The 15,544-nt window shown below is 43.3% G+C and carries 16 protein-coding genes and 1 pseudogene; 14 read left to right on the top strand and 3 right to left on the bottom strand.

Annotated features, from left to right (window positions below):
- The first annotated feature begins 149 nt into the window (after window positions 1–149).
- The 5 genes from QUA57_RS25070 (at window position 150) to QUA57_RS25050 (ending at window position 3,626) form a co-directional block, all read left to right on the top strand.
- On the top strand, window positions 150–425 hold the full coding sequence (locus QUA57_RS25070; RefSeq protein WP_333037892.1) for a hypothetical protein: 276 nt from the start codon (window positions 150–152) through the stop codon (window positions 423–425).
- 322 nt (window positions 426–747) lie between these two features.
- Window positions 748–990, top strand: a complete 243-nt coding sequence (locus QUA57_RS25065; protein ID WP_333064314.1) for a hypothetical protein — start codon at window positions 748–750, stop codon at window positions 988–990.
- A 40-nt stretch (window positions 991–1,030) separates the two neighbouring features.
- Window positions 1,031–1,351, top strand: coding sequence for a TonB-dependent receptor (locus QUA57_RS25060; RefSeq protein WP_333064315.1), 321 nt, complete (start codon window positions 1,031–1,033; stop codon window positions 1,349–1,351).
- Window positions 1,352–1,494: 143 nt separating this feature from the next.
- Complete coding sequence (locus QUA57_RS25055; RefSeq protein WP_333064316.1) at window positions 1,495–3,261, top strand: GNAT family N-acetyltransferase; 1,767 nt, start codon at window positions 1,495–1,497, stop codon at window positions 3,259–3,261.
- Window positions 3,262–3,302: 41 nt separating this feature from the next.
- The gene (locus QUA57_RS25050; protein WP_333064318.1) at window positions 3,303–3,626 is read left to right on the top strand and encodes a hypothetical protein; all 324 of its coding nucleotides are present in this window, start codon (window positions 3,303–3,305) and stop codon (window positions 3,624–3,626) included.
- Window positions 3,627–3,766: 140 nt separating this feature from the next.
- Here the strand turns inward: QUA57_RS25050 and QUA57_RS25045 are convergent, their stop codons facing one another.
- Window positions 3,767–3,964, bottom strand: a complete 198-nt coding sequence (locus QUA57_RS25045) for a hypothetical protein (protein WP_333064319.1) — start codon at window positions 3,962–3,964, stop codon at window positions 3,767–3,769.
- 537 nt (window positions 3,965–4,501) lie between these two features.
- Between QUA57_RS25045 and QUA57_RS25040 the strand changes: the two genes are divergently transcribed.
- Both QUA57_RS25040 and QUA57_RS25035 read left to right on the top strand, forming a co-directional pair.
- Complete coding sequence (locus QUA57_RS25040; protein ID WP_333064320.1) at window positions 4,502–5,509, top strand: hypothetical protein; 1,008 nt, start codon at window positions 4,502–4,504, stop codon at window positions 5,507–5,509.
- 85 nt (window positions 5,510–5,594) lie between these two features.
- On the top strand, window positions 5,595–6,335 hold the full coding sequence (locus QUA57_RS25035; RefSeq protein WP_333064322.1) for a peptidylprolyl isomerase: 741 nt from the start codon (window positions 5,595–5,597) through the stop codon (window positions 6,333–6,335).
- 704 nt (window positions 6,336–7,039) lie between these two features.
- Here QUA57_RS25035 and recQ read toward each other — a convergent pair.
- Window positions 7,040–9,235, bottom strand: coding sequence for a DNA helicase RecQ (recQ, locus tag QUA57_RS25030; RefSeq protein WP_333064323.1), 2,196 nt, complete (start codon window positions 9,233–9,235; stop codon window positions 7,040–7,042).
- Window positions 9,236–9,332: 97 nt separating this feature from the next.
- Here recQ and QUA57_RS25025 point away from each other — a divergent pair, with 97 nt between their 5' ends.
- On the top strand, window positions 9,333–9,617 hold the full coding sequence (locus QUA57_RS25025; protein WP_190738299.1) for a DUF427 domain-containing protein: 285 nt from the start codon (window positions 9,333–9,335) through the stop codon (window positions 9,615–9,617).
- A 68-nt stretch (window positions 9,618–9,685) separates the two neighbouring features.
- Here the strand turns inward: QUA57_RS25025 and QUA57_RS25020 are convergent, their stop codons facing one another.
- A complete protein-coding gene (locus QUA57_RS25020) occupies window positions 9,686–10,351 on the bottom strand; it encodes an L-threonylcarbamoyladenylate synthase (RefSeq protein WP_333037860.1) in 666 nt (221 codons plus the stop codon).
- A 75-nt stretch (window positions 10,352–10,426) separates the two neighbouring features.
- Here QUA57_RS25020 and larC point away from each other — a divergent pair, with 75 nt between their 5' ends.
- The 6 genes and pseudogenes from larC to QUA57_RS24990 all read left to right on the top strand — a co-directional run bounded on the left by larC (window position 10,427) and on the right by QUA57_RS24990 (window position 15,481).
- A complete protein-coding gene (gene larC, locus QUA57_RS25015; protein ID WP_333064324.1) occupies window positions 10,427–11,836 on the top strand; it encodes a nickel pincer cofactor biosynthesis protein LarC in 1,410 nt (469 codons plus the stop codon).
- Window positions 11,837–12,371: 535 nt separating this feature from the next.
- The gene (locus tag QUA57_RS25010) at window positions 12,372–12,545 is read left to right on the top strand and encodes a hypothetical protein (protein ID WP_333064326.1); all 174 of its coding nucleotides are present in this window, start codon (window positions 12,372–12,374) and stop codon (window positions 12,543–12,545) included.
- Window positions 12,546–12,634: 89 nt separating this feature from the next.
- Window positions 12,635–13,132, top strand: coding sequence for a transposase (locus tag QUA57_RS25005; RefSeq protein WP_333064327.1), 498 nt, complete (start codon window positions 12,635–12,637; stop codon window positions 13,130–13,132).
- Window positions 13,133–13,157: 25 nt separating this feature from the next.
- Entirely contained in the window at window positions 13,158–13,514 is a 357-nt protein-coding gene (locus QUA57_RS25000) for a tyrosine-type recombinase/integrase (protein WP_333064328.1), read from the top strand.
- Window positions 13,501–13,689: pseudogene (locus QUA57_RS24995) on the top strand (transposase); the annotation flags it as partial. The gene QUA57_RS25000 and the pseudogene QUA57_RS24995, both read left to right, overlap by 14 nt.
- Before the next feature lie 37 nt (window positions 13,690–13,726).
- Complete coding sequence (locus tag QUA57_RS24990) at window positions 13,727–15,481, top strand: ATP-binding protein (RefSeq protein ID WP_333064330.1); 1,755 nt, start codon at window positions 13,727–13,729, stop codon at window positions 15,479–15,481.
- Window positions 15,482–15,544: the final 63 nt, after the last annotated feature.

Raw genomic sequence — 15,544 nt, 5'->3', positions numbered from 1 at the left:
CTCCACCCAAATCTTTACTACTGTTGTAGAAGGTAAGTATTCTGCCTCCACTGGATTTTCGGCTGCTAGCTAGCATAGAACTCCAATTCATACAGAACAACCAAAGGTTGCTTCTAGCAAATAAATCACAAACAACAAGGAAAAAAGCCATGATTATTTCCGACCTGAATTACTTGGAAACTGCTGAAACTTCTGCTGTAGTTGGTGGTATCTTTTTCGGCAAACTCAACTCCAATGTTTATGCCAACCTCAATGTTAAGGAACGCTTTGACGTTGACAAGATTTACACGCAATATGTTGACGTTAAGGGCAATCTAGCGACAGCTCAATCTGAAGCTTTTGGGAAAAATACCTCCACCCAAATCTTTACTACTGTTGTAGAAGGTAAGTATTCTGCCTCCACTGGATTTTCGGCTGCTAGCTAGCATATAACTCCAATTCATCAAGTCACTTGGTAATTGGAATAAGTAGGTGGGCAGAAACAATTCTAACTATCTGGTTTGTAGTAGGGCTTCAGAGTTCAAGCCCTACTAATAACTTAATACAGAGACTTGAGGTTTTATTACAGAGTCAGGTTGATTCTGACCGCCTTACTTAGATGATTTACGTAGTTGATTAATTGGCTTTTAGACAAGTAATTAACTGACAAAATCTTGTGTTAAATGAAGCCGTAGGTAATTACCATCTACGACTCACAAATTTAGGATTTATCCAATTTTATAATCAACAAAAATTGGTGTTAAACTCATGACTGACTATAAAGTTGTTGTCAAACGCCTAGTCTCACCCGATGGTAAAGTTATTGCTGAGGCGAAAAGCGTAGTCGAAGCATCTGGCGATGATCGAGGTGAAATTAGTCAAAGCGTTTCTGTAAAGGTTTCATCTAATAGCTCCAGCAGTTACGCCAAATCGAGTTCTAGTAGTTCTTCTTCATCTAGTTTTAGCAGCACTTCATCAACATCTAGTTACTCTAGTATATCTTCAATTTAATAATGAATTTTGTCTGCTAAAAACTTTTCGTGATACTGCCATGAAATATTGCTTAATTATCTCTGACTTAAGTTATTTAGAACCCATTAACGAAAGCACAGTTATAGTAGGTGGTGGCAATGTTTACGCGGATACATTCGCCACAACAAAAGCAGAGCCTGGATATGCGATCGCTGTTGGAGGTGGAGTTGCCATTGGTAATCAAACTTATACAAATGCTGTAACCAACACAACGGTTAAAGACTTGGGTAGTCTTGAGTATAGTAGAGCCAATGCAACAGCCACAGCCTATGCAAGGACTGGAAACCAAAGTGCTTCATCTACAATTCGCAGTACTTCTATTTCATTTTTTGGGCGTTAATAGTCTCACCCGATAGGAAGATGATCGATACTGCGATTTTAATGTTGCACAAGATACTTGTTAGACATCCTCTCAGGAGGATTAGAAGAATCTAGTCTTAATCGACAAATATGGGAAGTATAATTGGTGAGGGAAAAAATCATATGCAGATTGAGAAAATTGATAATTTTGAAACATTTAATAAAATTAGAGAAAATTGGAATTCTGTATACGCTGCTGATCATCAGGCTCAGTTCTTCCTATCCTGGATTTGGTTATCTGGATGGTTGCAGATGGTGTATGAGCCGTGGTTCATATTAGCTGCAAAACCAGATACCCATGATTCATCCTATGTGGCTTTTTTTCCTCTAAAAATTTTATTAACCCACCAGGATGGAGGCGGCTTTGAAACTGAAATCTGCATGGCCGGAAATAGCATGGCAGATTACACAGGACTTATTTGTCTGCCTGGTTATGAAGCAGAAGTAATTCCTGCTTTTGCTGCTTACATCCAGCAAAAGTTAGTATGGTCGAGTTTCAATATAAAAAGTATTCTAGAAACAGATACACGGATGTCTCTATTCTTGAGTAATTTCTCTGCCGATAGTTTTGAACTCCGTCAACTCCGCATTCAAAGTGTGAATGAAGAAGAACCCGATATTTATCTTGCTCCTTATGTTTCATTACCAGATGACTGGGAGCAATATCTGCAAAACTACGTCGGTGTCAATACTCGCCAAAAAATAAGACGCTTTTTAAGGCAAGTTGACAGCTCTAACGAGTTTTATATCACCCAAGTTGACGCAGACAATTTGGAATCTCATATTGAGATACTACTCAAATTCTGGGAGTCCAGATGGAAAAAGCAAAAAGGAGATACCTGTGAGGTAATTTTGGGTTACAATCGCCTTATTTTACGTCATTGTTTTGAAAATAACTGTCTGTATCTTTCGGTTCTGTGGAAAGGAGACAGACCTTTAGGGGCGATCGCCAACTTTGTGGATTTTCAGCAAAAATCCATGCTATTTGTGATTACAGGTCGCGATCAAACCTTTAAAAATCCTCCACCTGGGCTTATCCTCCATGCTGATGCGCTCCGATACGCGATTCAAAATGGATTTAAAGTGTACGACTTTTTAACGGGCAATGAGGAATATAAGTATTCTTTTGGAGCTAAAGATCGCCACATTCAGCATATCGTAGCCACATACAAGAATGGTCAGAAAAGACAACAGGATGTTAGGGATCTTATTTCTTTAGCACTTCAGCTCGCTGTTCGAGATCATCGATTGAACCGACTCACCAAAGCTGAGCAGCGATACCATGAGATTCTGAAAGCTCAATCAAATCACCCAGAAGCACTCTATGGACTGGGGGTGTTGATGAGGCAAAAAGGCGAGTACCAAACTGCAGAAAATTTACTGAAAAACCTGCTTCAGGTGCAGCCAAACTCTATCAAGGCTTTATTTGGTTTGGGGAATTTATATCAAACTCAAGATCGGTTATCCGAGGCGATAGAAACCTATCATCAAGTCTTAGCTCTACAGCCTGATGCGATCGCCGCATACAATAACCTTGGCTATGCTCTACAGCAGCAAGGCAAATGGGAAGATGCGATCGCCTACTATCAAAAAGCACTAGAACTAAAGCCTGATTGCGTTGAAGCTGAGGTTAACTTAGCCAATGCACTTCATGCTCAAGGAAAGCTCTCCTTAGAGAAACAAGGTCATTACGCGGCAATGAACAATGATTTAGGCTCGAAATGTAAACAAGTAGGCGATTTAAAAACAGCGATCGCCTACTATCGCCAGTCCATATCTATGAAACCAGATTTAGCAGAGGCTCACTATAATTTGGATCTGGTGCTGCAAGAACAAGGTGAATATCAAACTGCAAGTACCTGCGAGCGAAAAACTCCCATACCTGCTTAGTCCACAAATGAGTTTTGATTAGTTTACAAAGGAGGAACCTTATGTTGATATATGATTTGTCCTACATCGAAAATGTTGCAGAAAACAAGTTGATTTTAGGTGGTGCTGCATTGGGATTAGATGCCTTTTCATCAGTAGACAGTGGAAACACTTTGACTGCTATAGACATTATTTTTAGAAACCAAGGCAAAGTTACGAAAGCAACGGGTACGGGAACAGCTATAGCGATGGGCACTGATCCTCTAGCTGGTGTTGATGTTTACTACGCAGGCTTTGATAAAGTGAAAGTAAAAAGTAAATCAGGAACAGGAGCAAACTATGCTTTTGAGACGGTTACTGTAAAGGCGATGGACTTGCCACACTAACTGTGATGGCTTGTAGTAAAGGCTTAAGACCTTTTTAGCTTTTAATGATTGACCACTGCATCACGGGTACGAGCGGTTTCTGGCCGAGGAAAGAGCCGATCGCCCCAACTCGCTGAATGCCAATTCTAATTACTTCCGCATCATGGCAGGTGCAGGGCGATCGCGATCGCCCTGCACCTGCCAGGACTCCGCATCCATTCGATCGCGATCGTATTCAAATCGGCTAAATCCGTCGCCTTCCCGGCTGATGCAAGCCCCTCCAACTGCCGTTCCAAGTCCCCTCCCATCCGCTCAACCACAGTCCTCAAACTGCTGCCAAACCCCGCTCTGTTAATCACAATTCAGGAACGGGAGCAGCGGTGTGTCGATCGGGCCTCAACACCAGCAAGCCTGCGCCCGGATACAAAGAGTGTAAAAATTGAAAATTTGCGTAAGTCTTATAATTTCAAACAAATCTGCCAAATTGGCAACATACCTCTAATTAGTCCAGATATATTGAGGTAAATCGCAATAAAACACGGTTTTTGCTCATCTTTAGCAGTCCGCCTTAATACTTTTTGAGTACGGGCGAGTGCAAGGAAGGTGCAGTTTAAATTTATACAAGCCTTTTGAGAGTGATGGTGATGGCTAAATCAAATGCCATTGGCAATCAGTACCGATCGCCCAGATTGGTATTGGTAACAATTTTTTCCTGTCCTATTTTCTGGATGCACCAAGGTTCATTTATTAAAAACATTTCAGTCTTTAGTCTGAAGTCAAAAGCAATTGTTTCACACTCTTTAAAATCCTACATTGGCATTCATTGAGATTCGCAATGTCGGCGCTCGTGCAAGTGATTTTCGTCTTTACAGACAAGTAAAAGGAGATAAATCGCGATGCCTCCATTCGATTCATTAGCTCCTGAGCCCTTAAATAATATTGTTGGAAACAGCAATAGTTTAAACACCTTGAATTCGGTGGCGAATAACCCTGGTGCGGGCAGCAGCAGTAGTTCCAGCACATCTAGTGCCTTTGTAGATAACAGCGGTGCAGGCAGTACCAGCAGCGCGACAGCAAGTTCCCCGATGGGAAGCAGTACAAGTAGTGAGACTGCTTACGCTGTTGGGGCTACATCTAGCAGTGGCAGCGCGATAGCGAGTGCTTCTACAGTGGCGCCCCCAACTACTAACGCCACAGCGCCAACACCCACAGCGCCAACACCCACACCGTCAAATAATGACGGTTCAACGTTCACCCCCGTGACTGGTGGCACTTCTAGCAATTCAAGTCCTTCTAATTTCTCTCCAGACAGTACGGGTACTGGCGACGAGAGTACGATCGACAGCAACGGCGACGGATATTGGCTGGGCACCAACGACAGCGATGTGATTACTGGCGATAGCGGGAGTGATCGAATTTTTGCAGGAAGCGGCGACGATATTGTCCAAGCTAACAGAGGTGATGATGCGATCGATGGAGGCGATGGAAACGACACTTTGCGGGGAGGGAAAGGTCAAGATTTGCTAATTGGCGGCAACGGCGACGATTTTCTTTGCGGCGACTTCGGCACCGATACATTGATTGGAGGTAGCGGCGCTGATACCTTTGCATTTCAACCCGAAACAGCGAGTGCAGCAGCTAATCCATTGTTAGGCGATCGAGTCGTTGATTTTAATCCTGCTCAAGGCGATCGAATTGGGCTGATAGGGGGAATTTCGGTAACAGACTTGACACTCGTCGCGTTTGATACGGATGGTGACGGTACGACAGACGCGACTCTGCTCAAGTTTAGTTCAAATAATGGCGATCGAATTTTAGCTGTTGTTTTGGGAACAGTTAACGCCGCGGGTGCAACAACTTTGAGCAATGCTGATTTTATTAGTTTGCCAAATAACATCTTGTAGCTAACCGTTAACCCTTAACCCCAACTACCCCGCAGGAAGCATCGGGGGATGAAGTTAATAAAGTTATATAGGTTGAGAGAGAAACATGAAGGACTTTTACGGACCCTTGATTGAAGCAAGTGAAATCATCGAACAACTCAGACAAGAGATGCAATTAAAAACATTTAGTCAAAAGGTTTTGCAGAAAAAAGTTATTGAGAAAGCCGCCCGGGAACGGGGGTTAACTGTGACTCCCGACGAAATTCAAGCTGTGGGCGACCAACTCCGCCGCGAGAAGCGTTTGGAGAAAGCGGCGGACACGATTGCTTGGCTGGTCGATCAGATGATTTCTGTAGAAGATTTAGAAGCCGGGATTTGCGATCGGCTCCTCAGCCAAAAACTAGCCGAACACTTGTTTAGCAAAGAAGTAGAAAAGATTTTTGTTCAAAACAAACTGCAATTCGACCAAATAATTCTTTATCAAATAATTGTTGCCAACCGCCAGCTTGCTCAGGAACTATTTTATCAAATTCAAGAAGGAGAAATCAGCTTTTTTGATGCTGCTCATCTTTACGATATTGACGAAAATCGTCGGCATATATGCGGTTGCGAAGGCAAGGTTTATCGGTGGGGTTTAAAACCAGACATAGCCGTCGCCGTATTTAGCGCTAAACCCGGAGAAGTGATTCGTCCAATTGAAACAGAGCTAGGATATCATTTGTTCATGGTTGAAAAGTTTCTCCCGGCCGAATTAACTCCTGAACGGTATCAAGAAATATTGCATAATCTGTTTAACGAATGGCTGGCTAACGAAGTCAACCATTTATTGTACACTTCTAAAGTGTAGAAACTTAATTTCTTGCCCTCAAAAACCGATATATAACAATTCTAAATGAGTCGTAATTTTTTGACCCCACCCCAACCCTCCCCTTATCAAGGGGAGGGAGTAAGAAATTCACAAATGATTTAGGATGGCTATAATTTTGCCGCAACCAAATACAATGCTAAAATTTAGGGAACTTCTGGGTGAACAGAGAGACCTAATATCGTATCCAACTGCATCAATATTATTCACTCTTTTGGGCGGGGCGTGAGTGTAAATAGTCTCATGCGTGTGGATTTAAATATTGCTACCTCTCACGCACTCTACTACTTAGATAAAAAGTGGTTTTACGAGGTACTTATAGCTCAATAAAGTTCAGTTAAAAAGGTAATTTATAGCCCTCGCCACTCACTAAAATTGAGAACAGAAGAAAGTCTCGGCGATTGCTTCCGGGTTTTTTAGTACCCTCGCGACTGCGCGAAGCATAGCAAATAATGAGACGATTAGCTAACCCAAGCTTACTGACTTATAGCGCTCTTAAAATTACTTTTGAAATTTGAGTTTTGCCAACGCCATATATGCCAGGTAGCAAACCCAAATGGAAAAAATATATCGCTTCAAAACGCCCCTCTAATATATTATCCCCACAAGCTACTTTTTTATTCTCATTTTTCCTTCCTCCCATCAATTATCTGCGTCCATCATCGTTCATCTGCATATATCGGCGGTTAAAAACCTACATAATTTTGCCGCCACCAAGCGCGCACAAACTTAATCTCTTCAAACGTATAACGTTCTTCTAAAAAATCATAAATGGCTCTGAGTTTCTCATCTCCCATAACTTCAATTGCGTACACTATCGCCTGCTGGCGTTCCGGTTCCACCAACAAATTTATATCAACTTCCCTGCCCATTTCCATCAATTCTATCAGATGCCCAGAAATAGTATTAGGGTTCATACCCCGCGCATTAGCTATTCCTTGAACAGTCAAACCTTGTCGGTATAATTCCCAGGTTTGCATCTGCGAATAAGACGCAACGTTAGCAAGATTGGGAAGATTCGCTGCCGCAGAAGATGCCGCACCACTTGGCAATCCTTGTTCTTGGCAAAAAGTGCGTATTGCCTCCAAGAAAACTTTGCCGTACTTATCTCGCTTGTTGCTACCAACGCCGTAAACTTCCTCGAATTCTGTGAGATTTTGCGGGCGTTTTTCTGCCATGTCTCGCAAGCTTTTATCCGCAAAAACTACGTAAGGTGGCACAAATTGTTCGTCGGCAATTTGCTTGCGTAGCGTCCGCAGTATGGTAAACAAAGCTTCTACTTCTACTGCCAAAGAACGAACTTTTCCTTGTACTTCCCGCTGCGGTTCAATGGCGATTTCAACGGTGCGCTGACGTTTCATAATTTCCCAACTTTTTTCATTCAGTTTCAAAATGGGGAAACCGTCTGTTTTTTCGTCTAAAAAACCTTGATTTAACAGCGAACGACTCAATTTTTTCCATTCATCAGCACTTCTATCTTTGCCAATTCCGTAAGTAGAAAGTTGGTGGTGCTGGTATTGCAATATTTTTTGATTTTTTGAACCGCGCAGCACGTCAATAATGTGATTCATGCCAAATTTTTCTTGGCAGCGGGCGACGCAAGAAAGAAATTTCATTGCCTCAATCGTCCAATCTTCTACGGGTTTTTGGTTGCAACAGTTATCGCAAGTACCGCAGTTTCCTGGGAATGAATCGCCAAAATAACTTAACTGGATTGTACGACGGCAATCGGTTGATTCTGCATAGTTGATTACTCGACGCAACTGTTGGCGGGCAATTCGTTGTTCTTGTGGATCAGGTTTTTGCTCGATGATGTAGTCGATCATTTTGACATCGCCGTAGCCGAAAAATAAGCTGCAATGGGCGGGTTCGTTGTCTCTGCCTGCGCGGCCTGATTCTTGATAGTATCCTTCTAGATTCTTGGGCAAGTCGTAGTGAATTACAAACCGCACGTCTGGTTTGTTAATGCCCATACCGAAAGCTATTGTGGCTACCATTACTTGCACGTCGTCGCGAATGAAGCGGGTTTGATTGGTTGCGCGATCGACATCGTTCATTCCGGCATGGTAGGGTAAGGCTTGGATGCCACTTTGTTGCAATTTATAGGCAACTTCGTCAACTTTTTTGCGGCTGAGGCAATAGATAATTCCCGAACCGCCTTTTTTTTGGATGATTTGCAAAACTTCGGCAAAACTGTGTTTGGTTTTGGGGCGAACTTCGTAGTATAAATTGGGGCGGTTGAAGCTGGCGACGTGGATGTATGGATTTCGCAGAGTTAGCTGCTGGATGATGTCTTGGCGGACGCGCTCGGTGGCGGTGGCGGTTAGTGCCATAATGGGAATGTCGGGATATCGATCGCGCACTCGTTGCATTTGCCTGTATTCTGGTCGAAAGTCGTGCCCCCATTCCGAAACGCAGTGGGCTTCGTCGATCGCAAATGCCGAAATTCCTAACTTATTTGCTACTATATCTAAAAATGGTAAAAATCTCTCACCCAGCAAGCGTTCGGGTGCAACATAAAGCAATTTAATCTTACCTTCGAGAATCGCAGTTTCGCGCGATCGGGTTTCCTGACTGCTCAAAGTGCTGTTGAGAAAAGTCGCCCCAATTCCATTATCCTGCAAAGCTTCCACCTGGTCTTGCATCAGAGCAATTAACGGCGAAACAACCACAGTCAATCCCGGTTTCAACAGTGCCGGTAATTGAAAACACAAAGACTTGCCACCGCCCGTCGGCATGACAATCATCATATCCCGTTTTTGTAAAGCAGCTTCGACAATTTCCTGCTGTCCCGGACGGAAAGAGTCATAGCCAAAAAAATGTTTGAGTGCTTGCTCCAGGGACAGCGGCACAGAAGATATTGGCGGATTCGACGCTGGCATTTGCAGTAGTTGGTTGTTGGCTTCTCAACTATTCTATGCCTTTTGAGCACAAATACAGTTACAATAATTGAGAATCTCAAGTTAAGCAGAAAAACAGATGCCGAAAGCAATTTGGAATGGTGCCGTTTTGGCCGAGAGCGACAAGTGCGAAATTGTAGACAACAACTATTATTTCCCCGCCGATGCCATCAACCGTGAGTATTTCAAAGACAGCAGCACTCACACTACTTGCGGTTGGAAAGGTGTTGCTAGTTACTACAGTGTCGAAGTCGGCGGACAAGTTAATAAAGATGCTGCTTGGTACTATCCCACTCCAAAAGATGCTGCTAAAAATATTGCCGGATATATTGCTTTTTGGAAAGGAGTGAAGGTAGAGGCTTAAAGCAGTTTTGAAATAAAAAATGGGGCTGGTTGTGGGCGAATTTGGCGCTTAACCTGCCCCTTAAAAATTTAATCTTTTTCCCAAACGGCGACAGCTTCCGAACCCAAACCACGGCGAACAACAATCGGTTCGCTTTGTGTCAAATCGAGAATGGTAGAAACTTGATATCCCGGATCGGAACCGTCATCGACAATGACATCCACTAGCTTTGAAAAACAGTCAAACAGCTCAGCTTTGCCAAAGCTTTCTGCTTTAGATGCAGGCACTGGTGCTGCACCTTCATCATCCGTTGTAATGTGAGCGGATGTTGAAATAATTGGATTTCCCAAGGCTTCCAACAGTGTAAAACAAAGCCGCTGGTCGGGAACGCGAATTCCAGTGGTTTTCCGTTTTGGGTTCATTACCAACCGTGGCACTAACTTGGTAGCTGGCAGCAGAAATGTATAAGGCCCAGGTATTAACCGCTTGATAATTCTGTATGCTTCATCGCTGACTGTAGCATAGTCGGTGATATTTGACAGAGAGGAACACAGGAACGTTAAAGGCTTATCATTGGATAGTTGCTTGATCTGCCTGACTCGTTCTACTGCAGACTTGGAGTTGAGATCGCAGCCGATCGCATAAACTGTATCTGTCGGATAAAGCATCACCGCCCCATCTTTTAGAGCTTTTGTAATCTTCTCGATCCGGTCTCTTTGGGGTGCAACTGGATGCACTTCGTAAATAGTTGCCATGTTAAGATACTGCAGGCTAAGTGGGCGATCGAAATATCCAGTGAAACAATCAATGCTGAAAATTAATTGTTAATAATGAATAAAATAGCTTATTTTGACTGTCCAACCGGCATTGCTGGCGATATGTGCATCGGAGCTCTTGTCCACGCTGGCGTTCCTTTAGACTACCTAATCGAAAAACTAAATTTGCTCGGCATTTCGACAGAGTACCAGTTGCGGACGGAATTAGTCCACCGGAATACTCAACAAGCAACTAAATTTTATGTCGATTTAAGCGCCGATTTGTCGTTAAAACCAGAAAATCCCGCTACCGAACTCGATCCCTCGGAAACGGAATCCCCAACTTTTGATGCCCGCCACCACCATCATCACGGAGAAGAACATTCTCACAGTCACGGCGAAGCAGATGCCGAAATTAGCCACACTCATCACCGCAATTTGCCAGAAATTGAGCAAATCATCGTCTCTGCAAAATTGCCTCCGCGCGTGGAAGCCTGGAGTTTGGCCGTATTTGGCAAATTAGCAGAGGCAGAAGGTGCCGTACACGGTATCCCCGCAAGCGAGGTTCACTTTCACGAGGTGGGGGCGACAGATGCAATTATTGATATTGTCGGTACTTGTTTGGGTTTGGATTGGTTGGATATTCAGGAGTTTTACTTTTCGGCGATGCCGACTGGTGCAGGTACGGTGAAGGCGGCCCACGGTAAGTTAGCGGTGCCGACGCCGGCGGTGATGCGGTTGTGGGAAACGCACCGAGTGCCGGTTTACAGCAATGGGATCGATCGCGAATTGTGCACTCCTACGGGAACTGCGATCGCCTGTACTCTCGCGTCTGCTTTCGGTCCGCCACCAGCGATGCAAATTCAGGCGATCGGTTTGGGTGCAGGTTCTCGAATGCTGGCAATTCCTAATATTTTGCGCCTCTGGATTGGGGAGAAGTCAGAAGGGGAGAGGGGGAGAGTGGGAGAGTGGGAGAGTGGGAGAAAGACGGCTACTAATTCCCAATTCCCAATGCCCGATTCCCAATTCCCAATGCCCAATTCCATAGAAACTATTACGGTATTGGAAACGCAGATTGATGATTTGAGTCCCCAGGCGATCGGCTATGTTTTTGATGCTTTGTTTGCCGCCGGAGCTCTGGATGTTTTCACGGCCCCAATTGTGATGAAAAAGTCGCGGCTGGGGGTTTTGTTAACTGCGATTTGTCATCCCGAATTTGAGGATGCTTGCGAAGCTGTGATCTTTCGCGAAACTACTACTCTGGGAATTAGGCTATCGACTCAACAAAGAACTATTTTACACCGAGAAATCCAGACCGTTAAAACAGAATACGGCGAAGTCAAGATAAAAGTTGCGAAGTCTGGACAAAGGATTGTTAATGTACACCCGGAATACGAAGATTGCGCTGAAATTGCCCGAATTAAAAATATTAGCTGGCGGGAAGTTCACCGCTTGGCGCTGCAAAGTTGGTACGATCGCACTTAATCAATTACAGTGACTTACATGAGGAATTTAGTCCCTGACTGGCTGACAACCCGTCACACCCAGCAGGCTTGAGGAATATCTAAATCAGAGGAATCAAAACCTCTGATATCATGTCCGGTCGATTACCCTAATACGGTAAGGGCGGGTTCACGAAAAATATCTGCCAATAATTGACAATCTCAAAAACCCGCCCTTTTAATCGCTTTTTCTTCAAGCTATTCTAGAAACATACTTCATTTTCTATCGCATGATGGTTGCCTTACCCGATCGCCCATCGATGAGTGCAGAAGAATACAGCACTTCCGGATGTTATGAGGTACAATAGAATCGACTAAAAATAATATACCAATGAAAGCATACTCAATAGATTTGCGCTCCTTTCATAGTAGCAGCCCATATCGAGCAGAAGCTGTCGATCAAAAAAACAGCAGCGATATTTTCCGTCAGTAAAAGCTCTGTTCAAAAACTGGTCAAGCAACAAAAAATCGAGGGAAATTTACAGCCGAAACCCAGGGGGGAACCGAGATACAGTCAGTTGAATAATTCCACAGCTTTTTTGAGAGAAATAGTGGCAGCACATCCCGATGCAACCTTACTAGAATTGTGTGAGTTATTTGGCCAGACGACGGGAAATTGGGTGGGTAGAACAGCCATGTGTAACGCCTTACAAAAGTTGGGATTAAATCGTACAAAAAACAGTGAGAAGTAGCCAAGCCGGAACAGAAAAAGTCATGAAGTTAAGGTTAGAGTATTGGGAAAAAGTCAAGCAGATAGACCAAAAAGATCTAGTTTTTTTAGATGAGACTGGAGTATTACGCTTGTTTAACCAGAACTCATGCACGTTCTCAACGAGGAACGAGAGCCTATGCGGTTAAACCTTTTTACCGAGGGAAAAAAGTCACAGTAATTGGTGCAATTAGTTTGAAGCGAGTAGTGGCACTCATGACAATGGATAACTCAATGGATGGCAAAGCATTTGAGGTATTTTTTGAGCCATGTTTAGTGCCACAATTGTGGTCGGGAGCAGTAGTAGTGATGGATAATTTACCCGCCAATAAAGTAGATTCAATTACATCGATGATTGAATCTGTGGGTGCTTCTATTTTATGTTTGTCCCCATACTCTCCTGATTTTAATCCGATTGAATTATGGTGGTCGCAACTTAAATCTTTATTGCGACAGTTTTCGCGAACCACCACTAAAAGGGTTGATACGATAATTGCTCTGGCTCTTGATTTAATTAACCCGAAACATCTCAAGAACTGGTTTACTAATTGCTGCTACTGTACCTCATAACATCCGGAAGTGCTGTAACACTCGCTTGGGACACATCACCAGCGACGCGGCCGGCTTAATCTTGCGACAGGCTTTTAAGCGAGTTGGCATCGAGGGAGCCAGTTCTCACAGCTTCTGCAGGACTGCCCTTACCCAGATGTCGAATGCTGGCATCCCCTTAAAAATCGTGCAGGAAGTGAGCGGACACAGGAATTTAGAGCAGTTGCAAAGGTATCTGGAAGTCAAGCCGGAACAGGTCAGAGGAGCTGTGGCGAGTCTCTCTATGTTGAGTCATGGCAAAATCGAAATATCTCTATTTCCCGATCTAAAGCTAGAGTCGGAAACTTTGGGGGAATTTTTTTCGGTAGCAACGATAGAGTGGGGTACGAGTGGAGGTGATTGAGCGGACATCAAAGGAATTTGAGATTTTGCCTAAGCGCTGGATTGTCGAGCGTACTTTTGGCTGGCTCAATCAGTTTCGACACTTGAGTAAGGACTATGAACTATACACCCAGACCAGTGAAGCGATGATTTACGGGTCGCTCATCCGTTTGATGACCCGCAGGCTGTCTGCTTAATCTTTTGTTTACCAATTAGCTCTAATATAATAAGAACGTGAAAATCAGGTACTTACCCTATCTAGCAGCCTTTTTAACAGCGACGCTCGTTTTAGCGATCGCCGAGCTATTCATTCGTTTAGAAAACGAACATTGCCAGCAGGAAAACCGCGTTGCTGTACTAGACCAACTTAGCACGGTGAGAGCTAAGCTTGAAGGTTCTTTAAACCAGCGATTATTTGTAATGCAAGGTTTGGTAGCTTATATTTCAGTAAGCAATCCAAATATTAGCCAAGCAGAGTTTGAAAATTTGACTAGAGTTATCTTAGCCAAGCAACCCGGTATTCCTAGCGCTGCATTGTTCAAAAATTCAATTGCAACCCATCTTTATCCTTTAGCAGGTAAAGAAGGTGCTTTAGGATTTGCACCCCTGAAAATACCAGAAGAAAAAAAGCCATTTCAAAGAGCAATTGATACTAGAAACACTGTAGTTTCGGGGCCAGTTAAATTAATCGAACAGGGTAATATGGCTTTGATTACTCGTACCCCAATTTTTCTGACTCCTGTCGGCAAACCTCCGGAAAGCGGTCGCTATTGGGGAATGGTAAGCATTGGTATTGATTGGAATATTTTATTAAAAGAAGCGGGACTATTAGACTCATCTGCGAAGCTTAAATATGCGATTCGGGGGAAAGATGGATTAGGCGCTGGGGGAGAAGTATTTTTTGGAGATGCTAAGGTTTTCCAGCGATCGCCTGTTACTTTAGAAGTAACTTTACCTAATGGCTCCTGGCAGTTAGCAGCTATTCCAAAAGATGGCTGGATTGAGAATTCACCTATTTTTAAATGGTTGTGGATAGCTGCTAGTTTCAGTGCTATATTAGCTGGAGGTGCAATATTTGTTTTGGTAAGTACGCCAGCAAAATTAAGAGAAAGAGCTTTACAGTTAGAATCTCTTTTGGAGGAACTACGACGTACCCAAACAATGATGATTCAAGCTGAAAAAATGTCGAGTTTAGGTCAGATGGTAGCAGGTGTCGCGCATGAAATTAATAATCCAGTAAACTTTATCCACGGTAATATTAGTTATTCCAGCGAGTATGTAGCTGATTTAATTCGTTTGTTGGATTTGTATCAAAAATACTATCCCGAACCAGCCAAAGAAATTAAACTAGAAGCTGATAATATAGAGTTAGAATTTTTAGTTAAAGACTTACCAAAAACTATCAATTCGATGAAAGTTGGAACCGAACGCATCCAGCAGATCGTCCTGTCCTTACGTAATTTTTCGCGTTTAGATGAGTCAGATCGCAAAAAAGTAAATCTCCATGAAGGCATTGATAGTACGCTATTAATTTTGCAAAATCGCTTAAAAGCTAACTCGCATCACTCGGAAATTAGAATTGTGAAAGAATATGGAGATTTACCAGCGATCGAGTGTTATGCAGGACAATTAAACCAGGCTTTTATGAATTTAATTAACAACGCGATTGATACTTTGGAAGAGAAGCTGTCGTTGCCGAATTCTAAGGATATATATTTCATTCCGACGATTCAGATTGCTACTAAAATTGAGGGCAACATGGTCGAAATTCGGATTTCAGATAATGGATCGGGAATGAAAGAAGAAGTCCGACGGAAAATATTCGATCCATTTTATACTACTAAACAAGTAGGCAAAGGTACGGGAATCGGCTTATCAATAACTTACCAAATTATAGTAGAGAGACACGGCGGAAAAATCGAATGCGTCTCCGAACCAGGAAAGGGAACGGAATTCGCGATCGCTATTCCTTTAACTAGGGCTTGCTGAATAATCGAGTGCATATTGCGTCGCGAAAGGTTTCGAGCGCGTGATCGAGAATAAAGTGCAAGA

The organism is Microcoleus sp. Pol7_B2 (assembly GCF_036701035.1).
Lineage (GTDB): Bacteria > Cyanobacteriota > Cyanobacteriia > Cyanobacteriales > Microcoleaceae > Microcoleus.
This window is presented reverse-complemented; position numbering and strand designations above follow the sequence as displayed.

Bases quoted from the DNA above. Each gene is read 5' to 3' on its own strand.
- QUA57_RS25070 (WP_333037892.1), top strand. From the start codon at position 150: ATGATTATTTCCGACCTGAATTACTTGGAAACTGCTGAAACTTCTGCT.
- QUA57_RS25065 (WP_333064314.1), top strand. From the start codon at position 748: ATGACTGACTATAAAGTTGTTGTCAAACGCCTAGTCTCACCCGATGGT.
- QUA57_RS25060 (WP_333064315.1), top strand. From the start codon at position 1,031: ATGAAATATTGCTTAATTATCTCTGACTTAAGTTATTTAGAACCCATT.
- QUA57_RS25055 (WP_333064316.1), top strand. From the start codon at position 1,495: ATGCAGATTGAGAAAATTGATAATTTTGAAACATTTAATAAAATTAGA.
- QUA57_RS25050 (WP_333064318.1), top strand. From the start codon at position 3,303: ATGTTGATATATGATTTGTCCTACATCGAAAATGTTGCAGAAAACAAG.
- QUA57_RS25040 (WP_333064320.1), top strand. From the start codon at position 4,502: ATGCCTCCATTCGATTCATTAGCTCCTGAGCCCTTAAATAATATTGTT.
- QUA57_RS25035 (WP_333064322.1), top strand. From the start codon at position 5,595: ATGAAGGACTTTTACGGACCCTTGATTGAAGCAAGTGAAATCATCGAA.
- recQ (WP_333064323.1), bottom strand. From the start codon at position 9,235: ATGCCAGCGTCGAATCCGCCAATATCTTCTGTGCCGCTGTCCCTGGAG.
- QUA57_RS25025 (WP_190738299.1), top strand. From the start codon at position 9,333: ATGCCGAAAGCAATTTGGAATGGTGCCGTTTTGGCCGAGAGCGACAAG.
- QUA57_RS25020 (WP_333037860.1), bottom strand. From the start codon at position 10,351: ATGGCAACTATTTACGAAGTGCATCCAGTTGCACCCCAAAGAGACCGG.
- larC (WP_333064324.1), top strand. From the start codon at position 10,427: ATGAATAAAATAGCTTATTTTGACTGTCCAACCGGCATTGCTGGCGAT.
- QUA57_RS25005 (WP_333064327.1), top strand. From the start codon at position 12,635: ATGAGACTGGAGTATTACGCTTGTTTAACCAGAACTCATGCACGTTCT.